The organism is Bradyrhizobium sp., assembly GCF_004799445.1.
Taxonomy (GTDB): domain Bacteria; phylum Pseudomonadota; class Alphaproteobacteria; order Rhizobiales; family Xanthobacteraceae; genus Bradyrhizobium.
Map to the genome: position 1 here is coordinate 48889 of NZ_SSNA01000071.1, position 16443 is coordinate 65331.

General features: G+C 62.5%; 13 protein-coding genes. 6 read left to right on the forward strand and 7 right to left on the reverse strand.

Features of this window, described 5'->3' with window-relative positions; genetic code table 11:
• The first annotated feature begins 112 nt into the window (after nucleotides 1-112).
• The 5 genes from E8A46_RS09775 to E8A46_RS09795 all read left to right on the forward strand — a co-directional run bounded on the left by E8A46_RS09775 (nucleotide 113) and on the right by E8A46_RS09795 (nucleotide 7778).
• Nucleotides 113-1222, forward strand: a complete 1110-nt coding sequence (locus tag E8A46_RS09775) for an efflux RND transporter periplasmic adaptor subunit (protein WP_291559967.1) — start codon at nucleotides 113-115, stop codon at nucleotides 1220-1222.
• Nucleotides 1219-4377: a multidrug efflux RND transporter permease subunit gene (locus E8A46_RS09780; protein WP_291559906.1), complete on the forward strand. Its 3159-nt coding sequence runs from the start codon at nucleotides 1219-1221 to the stop codon at nucleotides 4375-4377. The genes E8A46_RS09775 and E8A46_RS09780 overlap by 4 nt, the downstream gene beginning before the upstream one ends.
• Nucleotides 4378-4495: 118 nt before the next feature.
• Entirely contained in the window at nucleotides 4496-5692 is a 1197-nt protein-coding gene (locus E8A46_RS09785) for an ABC transporter substrate-binding protein (protein ID WP_291559909.1), read from the forward strand.
• A 231-nt stretch (nucleotides 5693-5923) separates the two neighbouring features.
• Nucleotides 5924-6637: a hypothetical protein gene (locus tag E8A46_RS09790; protein ID WP_291559911.1), complete on the forward strand. Its 714-nt coding sequence runs from the start codon at nucleotides 5924-5926 to the stop codon at nucleotides 6635-6637.
• Nucleotides 6638-6845: 208 nt separating this feature from the next.
• A complete protein-coding gene (locus tag E8A46_RS09795) occupies nucleotides 6846-7778 on the forward strand; it encodes a LysM domain-containing protein (protein WP_291559912.1) in 933 nt (310 codons plus the stop codon).
• Nucleotides 7779-7824: 46 nt separating this feature from the next.
• Here the strand turns inward: E8A46_RS09795 and E8A46_RS09800 are convergent, their stop codons facing one another.
• The 7 genes from E8A46_RS09800 to E8A46_RS09830 all read right to left on the reverse strand — a co-directional run bounded on the left by E8A46_RS09800 (nucleotide 7825) and on the right by E8A46_RS09830 (nucleotide 14906).
• Nucleotides 7825-8451 carry an isoprenylcysteine carboxylmethyltransferase family protein gene (locus E8A46_RS09800; protein WP_291559914.1) on the reverse strand — a complete coding sequence of 209 codons (627 nt, stop codon included), beginning with the start codon at nucleotides 8449-8451 and terminating at the stop codon, nucleotides 7825-7827.
• Nucleotides 8452-8518: 67 nt separating this feature from the next.
• Complete coding sequence (locus tag E8A46_RS09805) at nucleotides 8519-9505, reverse strand: NAD-dependent epimerase/dehydratase family protein (protein WP_291559916.1); 987 nt, start codon at nucleotides 9503-9505, stop codon at nucleotides 8519-8521.
• Complete coding sequence (locus E8A46_RS09810; protein ID WP_291559918.1) at nucleotides 9502-10065, reverse strand: Mpo1-like protein; 564 nt, start codon at nucleotides 10063-10065, stop codon at nucleotides 9502-9504. Before E8A46_RS09810 ends, E8A46_RS09805 begins: the two co-directional genes overlap by 4 nt.
• Nucleotides 10066-10264: 199 nt before the next feature.
• Nucleotides 10265-10657 (reverse strand): MAPEG family protein, encoded by a 393-nt coding sequence (locus tag E8A46_RS09815; protein WP_291559920.1) that lies wholly within the window; start codon nucleotides 10655-10657, stop codon nucleotides 10265-10267.
• A gap of 37 nt (nucleotides 10658-10694) precedes the next feature.
• The gene (locus E8A46_RS09820; RefSeq protein WP_291559923.1) at nucleotides 10695-11783 is read right to left on the reverse strand and encodes a lipocalin-like domain-containing protein; all 1089 of its coding nucleotides are present in this window, start codon (nucleotides 11781-11783) and stop codon (nucleotides 10695-10697) included.
• Entirely contained in the window at nucleotides 11773-14235 is a 2463-nt protein-coding gene (locus E8A46_RS09825; RefSeq protein WP_291559924.1) for an FtsX-like permease family protein, read from the reverse strand. Before E8A46_RS09825 ends, E8A46_RS09820 begins: the two co-directional genes overlap by 11 nt.
• The gene (locus E8A46_RS09830) at nucleotides 14232-14906 is read right to left on the reverse strand and encodes an ABC transporter ATP-binding protein (protein WP_291559926.1); all 675 of its coding nucleotides are present in this window, start codon (nucleotides 14904-14906) and stop codon (nucleotides 14232-14234) included. The genes E8A46_RS09825 and E8A46_RS09830 overlap by 4 nt, the downstream gene beginning before the upstream one ends.
• A 260-nt stretch (nucleotides 14907-15166) precedes the next feature.
• On the opposite strand from E8A46_RS09830, the gene E8A46_RS09835 reads away from it, so the two are divergent.
• Entirely contained in the window at nucleotides 15167-16438 is a 1272-nt protein-coding gene (locus E8A46_RS09835) for an MFS transporter (RefSeq protein WP_291559928.1), read from the forward strand.
• Nucleotides 16439-16443: the final 5 nt, after the last annotated feature.

Below are 16443 nucleotides of genomic sequence, written 5' to 3' on the forward strand. Positions count from 1 at the left end.
TTCAGGGGAGAAGGCAGTGAGCGCGACTGAGAAATCGGGGCGTTTGGCTCGAATTGTCAATATTGGTTCGTTCTGCAGTCTCGGGCCGATCATCGTTCTGCTCGCGGTCAATTTGTCGGGCTGCGATGACAAGGCGGCGCCGCCGGTCGCGGCGGCTGCACCGCCCGTCACGGTTGCCCAGCCCACCAAACGCACCGTCACGGACTGGGACGAATTCACCGGACGGTTTGACGCGGTCGAAGAGGTTCAGGTTCGCGCCAGGGTCGGCGGGTTCGTCACCAACGTCGAATTCCGCGACGGCGCCTTCGTCAAGGCCGGCGACCTCTTATACATCATCGATCCGCGCCCCTTCGAAGCAGTTGCCGAGCAGGCCGATGGCCAGCTCGCGGATGCGCGCGCCAAGGCGGAACTTGCCAAGCGTGAACTCGACCGTGCGCTTACGCTGATTAAAACCCAGGACGTCGCGGACTCCACCGTCGACCAGCGCCGCCAGGCGCTGCAGGCGGCGAAGGCGGCGCAGACCCAGGCCGAAGGTCTGCTCAAGGCGGCCCAGCTCAATATCGAATTCAGCCATGTCGTCGCCCCGATCGGCGGCAGGGTCAGCCGGCATCTCGTCAGCGTCGGCAACCTCGTCCAGGGCAGCGAGGGCAGCTCAACGCTGCTGACGTCGATCGTTTCGCTCGACCCGATCTACGTTTATTTCGACATGGATGAGGCTACCTACCTCAAATACAACCGGCTGTTTTTCGAGGGCAAGCGCCCGAGTTCGCGCGACAACCCAAATCCGGTCCAGGTGACGTTGACCGGCGAAACCAAACCATCGCACGACGGCAAGGTGGATTTCCTCGACAACCGGCTGGATGTTTCGACCGGCACGCTGCGTGGACGAGCGGTAGTCCCGAACAAGGACTTTTCGATTCTGCCGGGGCAGTTTGGCAGGGTCCGCCTGATCGCAAGCGCGCCTTACGAGGCGCTGCTCGTGCAGGACACTGCCATTGCCACCGATCAATCGCGCAAGATCGTCTTCGTGGTCAAGGACGACGATACCGTGGAGGCGAAGCCGGTTGTCCTCGGACCGATCGACGAAGGCTTGCGCGTGGTCCGCGAAGGCCTGAAGCCGGACGACCGCGTGATCGTCGATGGTCTGCAGCGTGCGCGCGTTGGGGCGAAGGTGACCCCGCATGCCGCCAAGGCGGCCGCCCCTGCCGGTAGTAAGACATGAACCTCCGCCAGCTTTCCATCAACCGGCCGATTCTGGCGATGGTGCTGTCCATCGTGCTCCTGATCGTCGGTGCGATCGCCTACACCACGCTGCCGGTCGCGGAATATCCGCAAGTGGTGCCCCCGACCGTCGTGGTCACCACGCAATATCCCGGAGCTTCCGCGCAAACCGTTTCTGACACCGTTGCGGCGCCGATCGAGCAGCAAATCAACGGCGTCGAGGACATGCTCTACCTCTACAGCCAGGCGACCTCGAACGGCCAGCTCACGATCACGGTCACGTTCAAGCTCGGCACCGATCTCGACAAGGCCCAGGTGCTGGTTCAGAACCGGGTCGCGATTGCGCAACCGCAATTGCCTGACGAGGTGCAGCGAAACGGCGTCGTCACACGCAAGAACAGCCCGGACATCTTGATGGTGGTGTTCATGCTGTCGCCCGACGACAGCTTCGATCAGCTCTATATCAGCAACTACGCCCTGCTTCAGGTTCGCGACCAGCTGCTTCGGCTTGACGGTATCGGCGACATCCAGATCTTCGGCGCGCGCGATTACTCGATGCGCCTGTGGCTGGATCCCGACAAGATCGCGAATCTCGGATTGACGGCCGGCGACGTGCTGGCGGCGATCCGTGCGCAGAACCTGCAGATCGCCGGAGGCCAGCTCGCGGCGCCTCCGATCGCGGATCGCGCCTTCCAGCCCAATCTCACCTTCACCGGCCGGTTGAAGAATATCGAGCAATTCGAGGACATCCTCGTCAAAGCCGGCGCAGACGGACGCACCGTGCGGCTGCGTGACGTGGCCCGTATCGAATTGGGGGCGCTGGACTACACCACCAACAGTTTCCTGCTTCGGAAGACCGCGGTTGCGATGCTGGTGACCCAGCGCCCCGGCTCGAACGCGCTGGCTACCGCGAAGAACATTTCCGATGCCATGGTCAGGCTCAAGGCCAATTTCCCGAAAGGTCTCGACTACAATATCGGGTATAATCCGACCGAATTCATCGCGCAGTCCGTCAGCGAATTGATCAAGACGATCTACGAGGCGATGATCCTCGTGGTCATTGTCGTGCTGGTGTTCCTGCAGGGATGGCGCCCCGCCATCATCCCGATCGTGGCGATCCCGGTTTCCCTGGTCGGTACCTTTGCCGCGATGGCAGCGCTCGGTTTCGCGATCAACAATCTTACCCTGTTCGGCCTCGTGCTCGCGGTCGGCATTGTGGTCGATGACGCGATCGTGGTGGTCGAAAATGTCGAGCGCCATCTTCGCGACGGCATGAGCCGGCGGGATGCCGCGCTGCGCACCATGGAGGAAGTCGGTGGCGCGCTGGTTTCGATCGCGCTGGTGCTGTGCGCGGTGTTCGTGCCGACCGCGTTCCTCGGCGGAATTTCCGGGCAGTTTTTTCAGCAATTTGCCATCACCATCGCGGTGGCGACCGCGATCTCGTGCTTCTGCTCGCTGACATTGTCGCCGGCGCTGGCTTCGCAAATCCTGCAGCCCCACGAGGAGAAGCGGCCGCCGGCAAGCTGGAACTTGATCGGCCGCGGCTGGGAAAGATTCACCGACATTTTCAACCGCGGATTTGACTGGCTGTCCCATCGCTACGCCGGTGCCGCCAGCCTTGTCATCAAACACTCGGCGCTGATGCTTCTGATCTACGTGGCGTTGATCGGCAGCGCCGGCTGGTTGCTCGTCTCGACGCCGCAGGGGTTTATTCCGGCCCAGGACCGTGGCTACGTCATCGTCTCCGTGCAATTGCCGGGCGCGGCCTCGCTGGCGCGAACCACCGAGATCGTACGTGAGGTCGAAAGCATCGCACTCGACACGCCTGGCATCGTGCGCGTGGCGGCGTTCGCCGGACTGTCCGGCGCAACGCGCACCCAGGCCAGCAATTCGGCCGCGCTGTTTCCGGTGTTCGAAGAACCGGAGGTGCGTCTGAAAAAGGGCTTGTCGGCCGCGAAGATCACGGGCGAACTGCGCAAGCGGCTTTCCGCCCTTGAGGGCGCTTTCATTATCGTGATCCCGCCGCCCTCGATTCCCGGCATTGGTACCGGCGGCGGATTCACCATGCGGATCCAGGACCGGCAGGGCCGCGGTCCTGAATTGCTGGCGGCGGCAACCGACGAACTCGTCGCCGCGGCTCGCAAGGCGCCGGGGCTGACCTCGGTGTTTTCGCCATTCAGCGCCAATACGCCGCAGGTGTTCGTGGATATCGATCGCATCAAGGCACAGAAGCTCGGCGTACCGATCCAGAATGTGACGGACGCGATCGAGACCTATTTTGGCTCGGCCTATGTCAACGATTTCAATATTCTTGGCCGGACCTATCACGTCACCGCGCAGGCGGACCTGCCGTTTCGCAAGGAGACCGCCGATCTTGCCCGCTTGCGCACCCGCAACGCCGCCGGCGATATGGTGTTGTTGGGCAGCGTCGTGGATTTCCACAACACCGCCGGTCCGGATCGCGTGGCGCGCTACAATCTGTATCCGTCATCGGAACTTCAGGGCGATACGGCCCCCGGAACGAGTTCGGCGACGGCGATCGACATCATGAAGCGGCTGGCAGACCAGACCCTGCCCAGCGGCTTTTCGTACGATTGGACCGACCTGTCGTATCAGCAGGTCACCGGCGGCAATTCCGGCCTCTATGTGTTCCCGATCTGCGTGCTGTTCGTGTTTCTGGTGCTGGCGGCGCAATATGGCAGCTGGAGCCTGCCGTTCGCCGTGATCCTGATCGTGCCGATGTGCCTGCTGGCCGCGACCATCGGCGTGCGGATCATGGGACAGGACGTCAATATTCTCACTCAGATCGGCTTTGTGGTGCTGGTCGGACTGGCGGCGAAGAACGCCATCCTGATCGTCGAATTTGCCCGCGATATCGAGCTTGAGGGCCGCGACCGGCTGCAAGCTGTTATCGAAGCCTGCCGGCTGCGGTTGCGTCCGATTCTGATGACGTCGTTCGCGTTCATTCTCGGCGTGCTGCCGCTGGTCGTCTCGTCCGGTTCGGGATCGGAAATGCGTCAGGCGGTGGGGGTTGCCGTGTTCTTCGGCATGCTCGGGGTGACCCTGTTCGGGCTGGTCTTCACGCCGATCTTCTACATGCTGGTCCGCAACCTGGCGGACCGATCGCACCGGAAAACGCCGGCTCAAGCCGGATAGCAGGTGCCCATCGTCTAAAACAGTTCGCGACCCTACTTTCGGCTCATTCCTAAATAGATGGGCAGCGTTAAAGTTATAAAATATCATGATCAGAATCGGGATTTTGGGGGAGGCAAATATGAAATTGGGAATGTTGCCGGCTGCTGTTGCGGCATGCGGGCTGTTACTCGCGGTTCCGGCGTCGGCGCAGGGTGTCAAGATCGGCATTCTCAACGATCAGTCAGGGGTCTACGCGGACTATGGCGGCAAATATTCCCTCGAGGCGGCCAGGATGGCGATCGAGGATTTCGGCGACAGCGTGCTCGGCCAGAAGATCGAGATCGTCTCCGCCGACCACCAGAACAAGCCCGATCTTGCCACCAGCATCGCGCGGCGCTGGTATGAGGTCGAAGGCGTCGACATGATCACCGAACTGACGACGTCGTCGGTCGCGCTCGCCGTACAAGAGCTGTCCAAGGAAAAGAAGAAGATCGATATTGTCGTCGGCGCTGCGACCTCGCGCCTGACCGGCGATGCCTGCACGCCCTATGGCTTCCACTGGGCCTACGATACCCATGCGCTCGCCGTCGGCACCGGTGGCGCGCTGGTCAAGGCCGGCGGAGACACATGGTTCTTCATGACCGCCGATTACGCCTTCGGCTATGCGCTTGAAAAAGATACCAGCGAGATCGTCACGGCAAACGGCGGCAAGGTACTGGGTTCGGTCCGCATTCCCCTCAACTCGTCGGACTTCTCCTCGTTCCTGCTGCAGGCGCAGAGCTCGAAAGCGAAAATAATCGGATTAGCCAATGCCGGGCTGGACACCACCAACTCGATCAAGCAGGCGGCGGAATTCGGTATTGTTGCCGGCGGCCAGAAGCTGGCCGGACTGCTTCTGACACTCGCCGAAGTGCACGGCCTCGGGCTGCAGGCAGCGCAGGGTCTCGTGCTGACGGAAGGTTTCTACTGGGACCAGAACGACAAAACCCGCGCGTTCTCGGAGCGTTTCATGAAGCGAACCGGACGCATGCCTAATATGATCCAGGCCGGCACCTATTCGGCGACGCTGCAATATCTGAAGGCCGTGAAGGCGGCCGGCACCAAGGATTCCGATGCTGTTGCCAAGAAGCTGAAAGAGCTGCCGGTCGACGACATGTTTGCCCAGGGCGGCAAGGTGCTGCAGAACGGTCGGATGGTGCACGACCTCTATCTGTTCGAGGTCAAGAAACCATCCGAATCCAAGAAGCCATGGGATTACTACAAACAGCTTGCCGTCGTGCCGGGCGACAAGGCTTTCCCTTCTGCGAAAGACAGCGGCTGCCCGCTGACGCAGTGATCGCAAGCTCGCTATGTCCGGGACCCAGCGCAGCGTCACTCCGACCTGCGCCACAGAGCCAGCACAGTTAAGATGCAGAGGCAGAGCCCAAAGCAGCTTTAAATTCACCAGGGTGTTGCAATAGGGACACGCAGCGGGCATTAAATCACCTGCGGTGGCTCCCTATGTTGCAGATGCGAGCGCGCCGAGTCTACGGTCCGACCAACCAATTTGGGCGTCCGAGGAGAACCAATGAAGTCATCCAGCGGCTACACGGAATTTGTCGACAGGTGTCGGTTGTCTGGCCGATTGTGGCTGCGGTCGCTGCAAGTCCTTGCGGTTACGTTGCTGCTGCTGATGCTTCCGATCGGCTCAAGCGCGAATGCCGCGGTTCCCGCGTCGGGGGGCGGGGCCGGGACCCATGTCTATCTGCTGCGTGGTGTGCTCAATATCTTCTCCCTGGGGCTCGACGACATCGCCGCCAAACTGCAGGCGCAGGGCATCCCCGTCACCGTCGTCAATTATCTGTCCTGGTCATCCCTCGCCGACGAAGCCGCGGCAGAATACAGGAGTGGACGGGTGCGGACGATCGTTCTGGTCGGGCACTCCTCGGGTGCAACGGTCCTGCCGGACATGGTAGCGCGCCTCGACCAGCTCGGTGCTCCCGTCAAACTGGCGATAGGCCTGGATTCGGTGTTTCGCACCAGCCTGGCCGGCCGTGTCGGGCGTTATATCAATTTCTACATCGGCAACGGCAACGGCGAGCCCGTGGCCAGAACAAATCAGCTGCACGGATCACTGGAGAACGTCAACGTGCAGAATGTCCCGGGTGTCGGCCACATCACCATCGACAAGAACGAGATCATCCAGCGCAAGGTGATAAGCGCCATTGATGCCGTTGCGTTTAGCAGCCGGCCGAGAGAGGCGTCTGCGGCGCCGAAGCCAGAGACGAGCACAGCAAGGTAAATCCTGGATGCAGCCGGCAATGGCGCGACGTCGCGCCATTGCCGCTTGTGCGGGTTACAGGCGTGATATCAAAGCGCGCCACAATTCTACCAATTCGACGGCTGTAATGTACGCGTCGTGCATCGAATGGCGTACTCTCTGCTCCGAATGCGCCGAGGCCGGCGCCATGTGATGGGGCTACCAGCGTCTACAATGGTTCGCGGAGCGCATGATCAATCCGACGCGAGTTGCAACGGTCGTTCTTGGAGCGATGCTGTGGGCCCTGCTCTTCCATGGCGGCTTCGATCTGGCGGTAGCGGGTCCGGCCGCGGTATCGAGCGAGACCGCCGCGCTGCCACCCGCGCCTCAGCCAACGGCTGAGCTGCACGGGCGCGCCTACCTGTTCCGCGGTGCCATGGGTCCATTTTTCTCGCGCGGAATGGATTGGCTGACCGAGCGGATCGAACATGCAGGTATTCCGGCGAGTGTCTACGAGTTCACGATTTGCCGCATCATCGCCGCGCAAGCGATTCGTGACTACCGGGAGAATCCCGCCCCGATCATTCTGATCGGGCATTCAATGGGCGGGTTTTGCGTGCTGAAGTTCTCCGAAATCCTTGAGGCTGAAGGCATCCGGATAAGCCTGGCTGTCGCGATCGATCCAGCCCATGTCACACCCAGCGTTCCGCTCAATGTCGATCGCTTCATCAACGTCTTCCTGTCGAAAAGCGTTCTGGGCGGCGGTGACGTCAAGCCGCAGCCAGGATACCGGGGCCACTATGCGAGCTTCGACCTCTCGGAACATGATGAAGTTTCGCATATCAACATCGAAAAGATGGAAACGGTCCAAGTCCAGTTACTTGCCAAGATCGTGCAGCTCGCGACAACGTCGGTGAGGGTCGAAGACGAGCCTGTGCCGATTCGCTTTGTCGTTCCTGCCAAGGCCGCGATCGACCTCTGGGATAGCGGCATGCCGGTGTTCGCCCGTGCGGGGGATACGTTGCAGACGATCGCGGCCACCTACCATGTGCCGCTCTGGTCGGTCACCCAGATCAATAAGGGAGCGGAACGCACGCCGCTGGTGCCGGGCGAACGCGTCGTCGTTCCGCGCCATCTGGTGCCGCTGGTCGAGGTCTCGGGGCAGTCGCCACCCAAGCACTAATGCCGCAAGCCGCAGGCGCCATACGCGACGGCAAGATAAGTTGAACTCAGCGTTGCGGAAGGAACGGAATCAGCATTGGAACGCGGCGGCAGTACGGTCCGTAGGCGTCCGCGCCGAGCTCGGTCGTCAGAAAGCCTTCCTCCATGCGCGCCTTCTGCCAGAGGCCGATTGCGATCAACACCGTGCCGAGCAGCGCTGTCGCCGTCGCGACCGCGATGCCCGTCGCGATCATGGCGCCGATAAGCCCGGTATAGATCGGATGACGAACCAGTCCGTAAGGGCCGGTGTCAATCACCCGGTGGCCTTCCTTGCGCGTGATCGCGTTCGACCAGAAACGTCCGAGGTGGATTCGCGCCCACCAGGTGAACAGGCAGCCCGCTGCGGTCAGGGCCGCGAGCAGATATGTGCCCCCAGTGCCGACCTGCCATAGCGGTTTCTCTGCGAGAATCTCCGCCGTCCAGGGCGTCAGCAGGATGGCTCCCACGAGAATGGGGATGCGGTAGGCCCGTGAGTCCCAGGTCCGGACGTGCTTTTCGGTTCGACCGGAAAAGAATGAGCCGATGCCCCAGCTGATGAGCCATGCAACCCAGATCAGCGCCAGCAACTGCGTGGGCCACGTTGCGGTCCAGCCGCTCCAGACGAAGGCTAGAAACTGGTTCGGATCATGCATCATGGGCTGACTTATATTCCTGATTGGACGGTGCTGGCAAATGCGGCGAAAGCCGAGGAAGAGACCGGATTTACAACCCTTTGCCGCGGCCGCCGAGAAGATAGGCAATCGTCTCGCGCAACGTGGGTTCAATGGGGCGAGGCGCATAGCCAAGCTCGCGTTGCGATTTTTCGATCGATAGCTCCGTCGCCCGCAACGCGATCCGCACGCCCTCAGCCGTACCGGTCGGCGGACGGTGCGTCACATGATCGGATATGAATTCCAGCATTGCCGCGGACATTTCCGCCACTCGGCCGGGAACCGGAATCGAGACATAGCGGCGGCCGCTGATCGTCGACATCAGCTGCAGGATATTCTTCAGCGAGATACTCTCGCCGCCGAGAATGTAGCGATGCCCAATTTGCCCATGTTCCATCGCCAGGATCAGGCCCACGGCGACGTCGCGCACGTCGACCAGATTCACGATGAAATCAAGGTACAATTGGACGCGCCCGCTCAGAAAGTGTCGGAGCATGGCGGTCGGGGGCGTAAGGTTGTGATCGTGGGGTCCGATTGGCATCGTCGGCGTGCCGATGATCAGCGGAAATCCAGATGCCGCAGCCTGCGCGGCGCACTGCTCGGCGAGCATCTTGGAGCGGGTATAGAGACCTGGCATTTCCTGTGGCGGCAGCAGGCTGGACTCGCTGGCATCCTGCAGCGGCGATGGCCGGAAAAGAATGGATTCGGTCGAACAATGCAGGAAGCGCGCAATCCCGCGCTTGCGCGCAGCGGCGACGACGACTTCCGTGCCGTGGCAATTCACCGCATAGAAATCGCTCTTTCGAGGTATCCACATACCAGGAAGTCCGGCGAGGTGATAAACCTCGGCGACATCGTGGAGCGCCGCGTCCACCTGGTTCGGATCAAGGACCGAACCCGCGACATATTCGACGTCTGGAACCGCGCAGGTCGGTGGGCGAATATCCAGCACCCGGACCCGTCGACCGCCAGCAGCGAGCGCCGATACGAGGTGCTGTCCGATAAAACCGGTGCCGCCAGTGACAAGTACCCGGGTCATGAATGTGGCAGCGGCTCGACCTGATGTTCCTCAACATAGGGTGAAGGGCCGCGCGGCGATTGCGGCGGAACCTGACCGATAATCACCGCGAGGTCGTGCCTAAAACCAAATGCGATGAACAATTTCGCCATCACGAACATCGGCCCGAGCAGCAAGTGCGTTGGGTTATCCACCAGTGCCGGCTGTCGTTGTTCGAACACCCGATGCCCGACAACCTGAAAGCTGACGCCGGTAAAGATCAATATGGCCGTGATCGACCACACCGTGACGGGACTGGCATGGCTCACAATGGTCGCAGCGGCCGAAAGCAACACGGCAGCGGCGCCAAGAATCGCGGTGCCGAGGGCTGCGTCGAGCAACAACCAGTAGATCAGCACCGGCAAGACCATGATCGGCGCCATGGTGACGTATGCGCCCAGCGCGTAAAGGTGCCACAGGCTGAGGGGGAGAACCGCGGCGAGGAACAACGTGACAATACCAAACACATGCATCGCGCAATTCCAGGGATCGCGGTGATATTCCACGTAATCCGCAAGCTGGCGCTTGAAAAAGGCATTCATGCAAGGGGCTCGCTACAACCTTCGCGCGCGGGAAGCACTCCAAAGGACTGACGTCGTAATAGAACAGTGCGGATTTACCGCTGCACCCGGTACTTAAACTTGGGATCAGCCCGAAGTCAAATAACCGCCGCGGCGTCAAATTTCGCGATCGCCCGTGCCGCAACGCGCAGATTCGGCCCTCGAACGCAGCGACCCGCCCTCATGCATGAACAAGTCGCCACGCAATTGCGCCAATTGCGCCCAGCCAGAGCAGGATGGCGGCACCGGCCTGAATCCCAAAGCCCAGCCCGCGCTTGTTGGCGGCTTTTGAGTAACCGGTCATATAAAGAATGCGGCCGACGATCCAGACCAGGCCAAGGGCAGCCGCGATCACATCGCTGATGTAGATCGCAAACAGCCACAGCGCGGGCAGGAAGATCGGCAGCCACTCCAGCGTGTTCATCTGCACGCGAAAAACCCGCTCGAAGTCGGGATTGCCCGATATCGCCGGCGCCTTGATGCCGAACGCGGCGCGCGCCTTCGCGACCTGCGCGCCGGTCAGGAAATAAAACAGAATGGCCAGGCAGGTGACGAGCGCGGTGAAATGAAACATGACGAGAATTCCTCTCTCAGGAGCCAAGGCGATGGACTCAATAGCCGGTCATCTCCAGATATCCAACCCCGCCATGGCTGCCCGCAAAACCGATCGGCCCTTCCCAATAGGGAAAGCTCGTTCCCATCCAGCTGTTCGCATTCAGCGGCACACAGGAGATCGCGAGGTTCAGAGAGGGAATTGCAATATCCCAGGTGGTCGGGATTTTGCGCCCTTCGATCCCGGTCAAGGTCTTCGGCGTCATGGTGATATCGGCGGACGCGATTTGCCGGGTTTTGCCATCCGGCAAAATCCAGTTGCCGGAAGCGTAGTGATGGCCGTCGTTCTGACGCAGCCGGAACAGCATGAGCTTTTCGCCGGAGTTCAAGTGCAGCGACAACCAATCCCAACCGGTTTGACCTGAGGCGAGCGGCTGGCTGCTCCACTCGCGGTCCATCCAGGCTTGTCCGGTGACTTCGACCGGCCGGTCGTCGATGGTGATGCTGCCGGTCGCCCTGAAATAGGGCTGGCTGAAATAATACGAGGCCTGTCCCCGTTCGGATTTCCGGCTGTAGCCGGCCTCTCCCTGCAGCACCACTGCGTGATCGGCGTCGAGCCGTAGCGCGTAGGCGAAATCGGCGCCCGAAGCGCTAAGCTCAAGCGGCGCGAGCGTATTCTCGCGCATGCCATCGAGCCCGCGCATTTGCCATGAGTCGATCCAGGCGCGATATGGCGTTGCCTCGACGCCGGCCTGGCCGACCCCGCCGCGGGCGAAGGCTTCGCTGTAGCGGTGGGCGTCGGCGCGCGTGACGGCTGCGTGGCCCATCCATAGCTGCTGATTGGCCCACCCTTCCTGCTGTGGGCCAGGACGGGTGGTCTGACGGAACAAGGTCCATTGCGCGCCATAGGCTGTGCCGGCCGAATCCACGAGATTGGCGGTCAGGTACCACCACTCGATGCGATAGTCCGGATGCGGGCCATGATCGGCTGGAAAGGCAAAGGTCTTGCCCGGGACGACGGGCGCGAAACCTTCTCCGCTCATGCCAAGCCCGGCAAAGCCCTGTGCAAAGCCGGGCGTGCGGCTGACGGCGAGAACAAGCGCGCCGCCCGCGAAGCCGCGCCGCGATATTCGAAGCCTATCGTTCATCGGCGAAAACCTTGATCAAGGCTGCCGGTTGCATCCGCGCCAGCTTGAGAACGGGAATCATCGCGGCGACCAGCGAAGCCGCGATGGCCACGCCGAGAAGCTCGATCAATTGCAGTGGGAAGACGTGAAACGGCAGCCGCCAGCCGAACGCTTTTACATTCACCACGGCGATCAGGCACCACGCGACCAACAGGCCCAGCGGCAGCGCGAGCAGCGCCGTGATCAGCGCCACCGACATGGTCTTCAGGAGTTCAATGGCCGCAAGCTGCCGGCGCGTGATCCCGATCGCCCAGAGCGGCGCAAGCTGTGGCAGCCGGGAATTGCCGAGCGTGAGCAGGCTGGTCAGCAAGGCAATGCCGGCGACCCCAAGCGTGAAGGCATTCAGCGCCGCCGTCACCGCGAAGGTCCGGTTGAAGATCTGCGTCGATTCGGCCTTCAGCGTCGCTTGGTCCACGAGGTTTCGGCCATCCAGTCCGAATTTGTCAGCCAGCGCCGACATCAGCGCCGGAACCGCCGCTGGCGCGACGCGCAAGCCAAGTCGCGTCAGTGGGATATCGGGAAAACGCCGGATCAGCGCGGCAAAATTGACCGCGATCTGCCCCTTGGGATTGCCGTAATCCGCGTAGATGCCGACCACTTCGAGCGTCCAGTTTCCTCCGGGTGCGGGCACCTCGACCGCGTCGCCGATGGCAAGCTTCAGCCGTCGGGCCAGCTGCTCGCTGATCAGGCCGCTATCGCCCGCACGAAGCCTGGCCCAATGGTCTGCGGTCGATTGGAGCAGTGGCCAGTGATCGCGGTAGGTCGCGTGATCGGCGATGCCGAGAACTTCAACCGGCGCTCCATTGATCTGGGTTTCGGCTCGGCCGCCGGGCAGGATCGCCGCGACTTCGGGGCGTTCGCGAAGCCACGCTTTGATGGCTGTGGCCTGCGCATCGTCAGATGCATTGATGTAAACGTCCGCCGCCAACCGCCCGTCGAGCCAGGCGGTAAACGTTCGGCTGAAGGTTTCGACCATGGTGCCGACGCCGACATTGACCGAGAGCGCGAGCAGCAGCGCCATCAGCGCCAGCGACCATCCCGAAAGTTGCTGACGGCTGTCCGCCCAGAACCAGACCGCCAGCGCGCGTTTCGCACGCCGCTGGCCCTGAGCCAGCACCAGTTCCAGAACCGCAGGCAATCCCAGCGCCGCGGCGAGCAACAGCGCCGCGAGCAGCGCAAAACCTGAAACCAGGGAATCGCCGAGCCACAGAAAGCCGCCGGCGGCGCCGAGCACGGCGAGGGCAACCGTGCTCTGCAACACCAGCCATCTGTGCTGCGCCTGTTGCCATGCATAGGGCTGGGCCGCGGCCAGCACCGAGAGGCGGATCGCTTTCAAGAGGCTCGCGGTCGCAGCCAGCAGCGCACCGACGACGCTGATGGCGAGGCCGGCGATCCACCACTCCGGCTTGAGCGTCAGCTGACCGGGAATCTGCGCGCCATAAAGCCCGCGCAACGACGCTGCGACATCGGGCAGCAGCGCGGCTGCGATCAGGTAGCCGCAGACCAGCCCCACCAGGCCCGCCACCAGCGCCAGCGATATCAGTTCGACGACCAGCACCGTGTTCAGCATGCGCGCCGATACCCCGCAGGCGCGCAAGGTTCGCAACATCGGCAGACGTTGCTCGAACGCAAGGCCAATCGCGGAGTTGACGATGAACAGCCCGACGAAGAATGACAGCATGCCGAACGCCGTCAGGTTCAGGTGAAAACTGTCGGTGAGGCGTTCGAGATCGCTCTCCGCGTCCGGCGCTATCAGGTGGAGCTTGTCACCGGTGACATTCTCGAGCGGGACGCGGTGGCCTCCGGCCTTGCCGATCAGGAGGCGGGAGACTTGACCGGGCAGTTTGAGAAGCCGCTGCGCAATGCCGATATCGACCACCATGATGCCCGGCGCGAGTTGCGCCGCCACGCGAAGCGGCGGCAGCACGGCGCTGCCGCTCGCCGGGGGCGAGGCGCCTTCCGGCAGCCCGAGCTCGGAAAGCGTCTCGGGCGACACCAGGATTTCTCCCGGTGGTGTGACGAAGGATTGCAGGCCTGCTCTTCCAATCGCCGGCGCATTGCCGACTTCGGCCGGCAGCGTGACAGGCTCGATACCGAGAAGCCGGAATGACCTGCCGCCGATCTGGATGCGGCCCTCGAGTACCGGCGACACCGGCCATCCGGCGCGGCGCAGGTCGACGAAGAGTTGCTGCGGGAAGGTGGCGCCGCTACGGCCGACCAGGGCTGCCGTTCTGGCGCCGCCGAAAGTGGCGGCCGCGCGGTCGTAACTGCTGCGAGCCTGCTGGTTCAGTGCCTGTACGCCGCTCCACAGCGCGGTCGCCGAAATCAGGCCGATCAGCAAGGTGGCGAGCTGCATCGGATGCCGCCGCCAATGACTCAGGAGAACCGCGAGAATCCACAGGATGCGGTTCATGTGATCAGTCCCGCGCTGAGGTTGACGTGCCGGTCGAGCGTGGCGGCCAGCCGCGCCGAGTGGGTGACCATCAGAAAGCCGCAGCCGGTTCGAGCGACCAGATCGCGCGCGAGCGCGAGAACGTCATCTGCGGTCGCCTCGTCGAGGTTACCGGTGGGTTCGTCGGCAAGCAGTAGCAGCGGCTTGACCTCCAGCGCGCGGCCGATCGCGACCCGCTGCTGCTGGCCGCCGGATAATTGCTCGGGATAGCGGTCCAAGAGGCCGCCGAGGCCCAATCGTTCGACGAGCTCGGCATGCCAGGCCGCATCGTGGCAGCCGGCAATGCGAGACTGAAACACGAGGTTATCCCTCACATTGAGGCTCGGGATCAGGTTGAATTGCTGAAATACCAGACCGAGCCGGTCGCGCCGCATTGCCGCCAGGCCAGCTTCGCCGAGATCCGAGAGCGACGTGTCGGCGAGCCTGATTTCGCCGGCGTCGGCCCGATCGAGGCCCGCGATCAGGTGCAACAGCGTACTCTTGCCGCTGCCGGATTCGCCAGTCAGCGCGACGCGCTCGCCTGCCGCGACGCTCAGGTTCACCCCGCGCAGGACGGCGATTTGCTCGCCGGCGGAACGATAGGCCTTGGTCAGATTGCGAACGCTCAGCACGATCTGTTTGCCGGTTGTCATGCGAAGCGTGTCACCATGGAAGCCCTATGATCGTCGCGCAACGTACCAAGACCATACCGGAGATCGCGGTCTCAGACATGACGGCGACGCGATCGTCGTCCGGTTGCGGCTTCCGTCCGAAACTGCATCGGGCGGCGGCCTGAGAGCAAGCGGGATCCAGCCAAAATGCCTGGTTGCATTGCCTGATCGGGCTTGGGTAGCATTGGATCGGCCGATCCAACAGGGCCAGCAAGACAATAAACCGCGATGAGGGAACGATCATGACCACGCCACCGGCTCCCAAAGGTGCCTGGAGGATCACGTTTCTGCTGTTTCTCCTCATGCTGGTGAATTTCGCGGACAAGATCGTGGTCGGCCTCGCCGGCGTGCCGATCATGACCGAGCTGAAGCTCGAGCCCGAGCAGTTCGGCCTGCTTGGCTCCGCGTTCTTCTTCCTGTTTTCGATCGCCGCCATCGTGGTCGGGTTCCTGGTCAATCGCATCGCGACGCGCTGGGTGCTGCTTGTGCTGGCGGTCATATGGGCGCTGGCCCAGTTCCCCATGGTGGGTACGGTCAGTTTCTCGACGCTGCTGATCTGCCGCGTGATCCTCGGCGCCGGCGAGGGTCCGGCGGGTTCGGTGGCGGTGCATGCGATCTACAAATGGTTTCCCGATGAGAAGCGAACCTTGCCCACCGCGGTGCTGTCGCAGGGATCCGCCTTCGGCGTCATCCTCGCGGTTCCGGCGCTGAACTGGGTGATCGTCAATTACAGCTGGCACTATGCGTTCGGCGCGCTCGGCGTCGTCGGCCTGGTGTGGGTGGCGGCTTGGCTGATCCTGGGCGAGGAAGGCCCGCTGGTTGAAACTGCCGTGACGGCGGAGGCGGAGCCCCGCATTCCCTATGTTCAGCTGCTGACCTCGCGGACCTTCATTGGCTGCTGTGCCGCGACTTTCGGCGCCTATTGGGCGCTGTCGCTGGGGCTCACCTGGTTCACGCCCTTCATCGTCAAGGGGCTCGGCTTCTCGCAGCAGGACGCAGGGTGGATCTCGATTCTGCCGTGGGTGTTCGGTGCCGTTGTCGTGCTCCTCACCGGGTGGACGTCGCAGGTCCTGATGGCGCGCGGGGTTTCTACCCGCGGCGCGCGCGGGGTGCTTGGCGCGGTCCCCTTGATCGTCGGCGGATCAATCCTTGCCGTTATCCCGCATATCGAGGGCGCTGCGCTGCAGATCGCCTTGCTGGTGGCAGGGTCGGGGCTGTGCGGATCGATTTACGTGGTCTGTGCGCCCATGCTCGGGGAGTTTACGCCGGTGTCCCAGCGCGGCGCCGTGATCTCGATCTATGGAGCGATCTACACGCTTGCCGGCATCTTGGCCCCGGCGGTCATGGGCAGCGTGATCCAGCGTGCGTCAGGATTGCTCGACGGATACATGACCGGCTTTACCATCAACGCCGTCATTTTGATTGTGTCCGGCTTGCTCGGCCTGCTGCTGCTTTGGCCCGATAGCGAGCGTGCGCGTTTGACGGGGGATGCGCGGCAGCCGAAATTCGCCTGACCGTA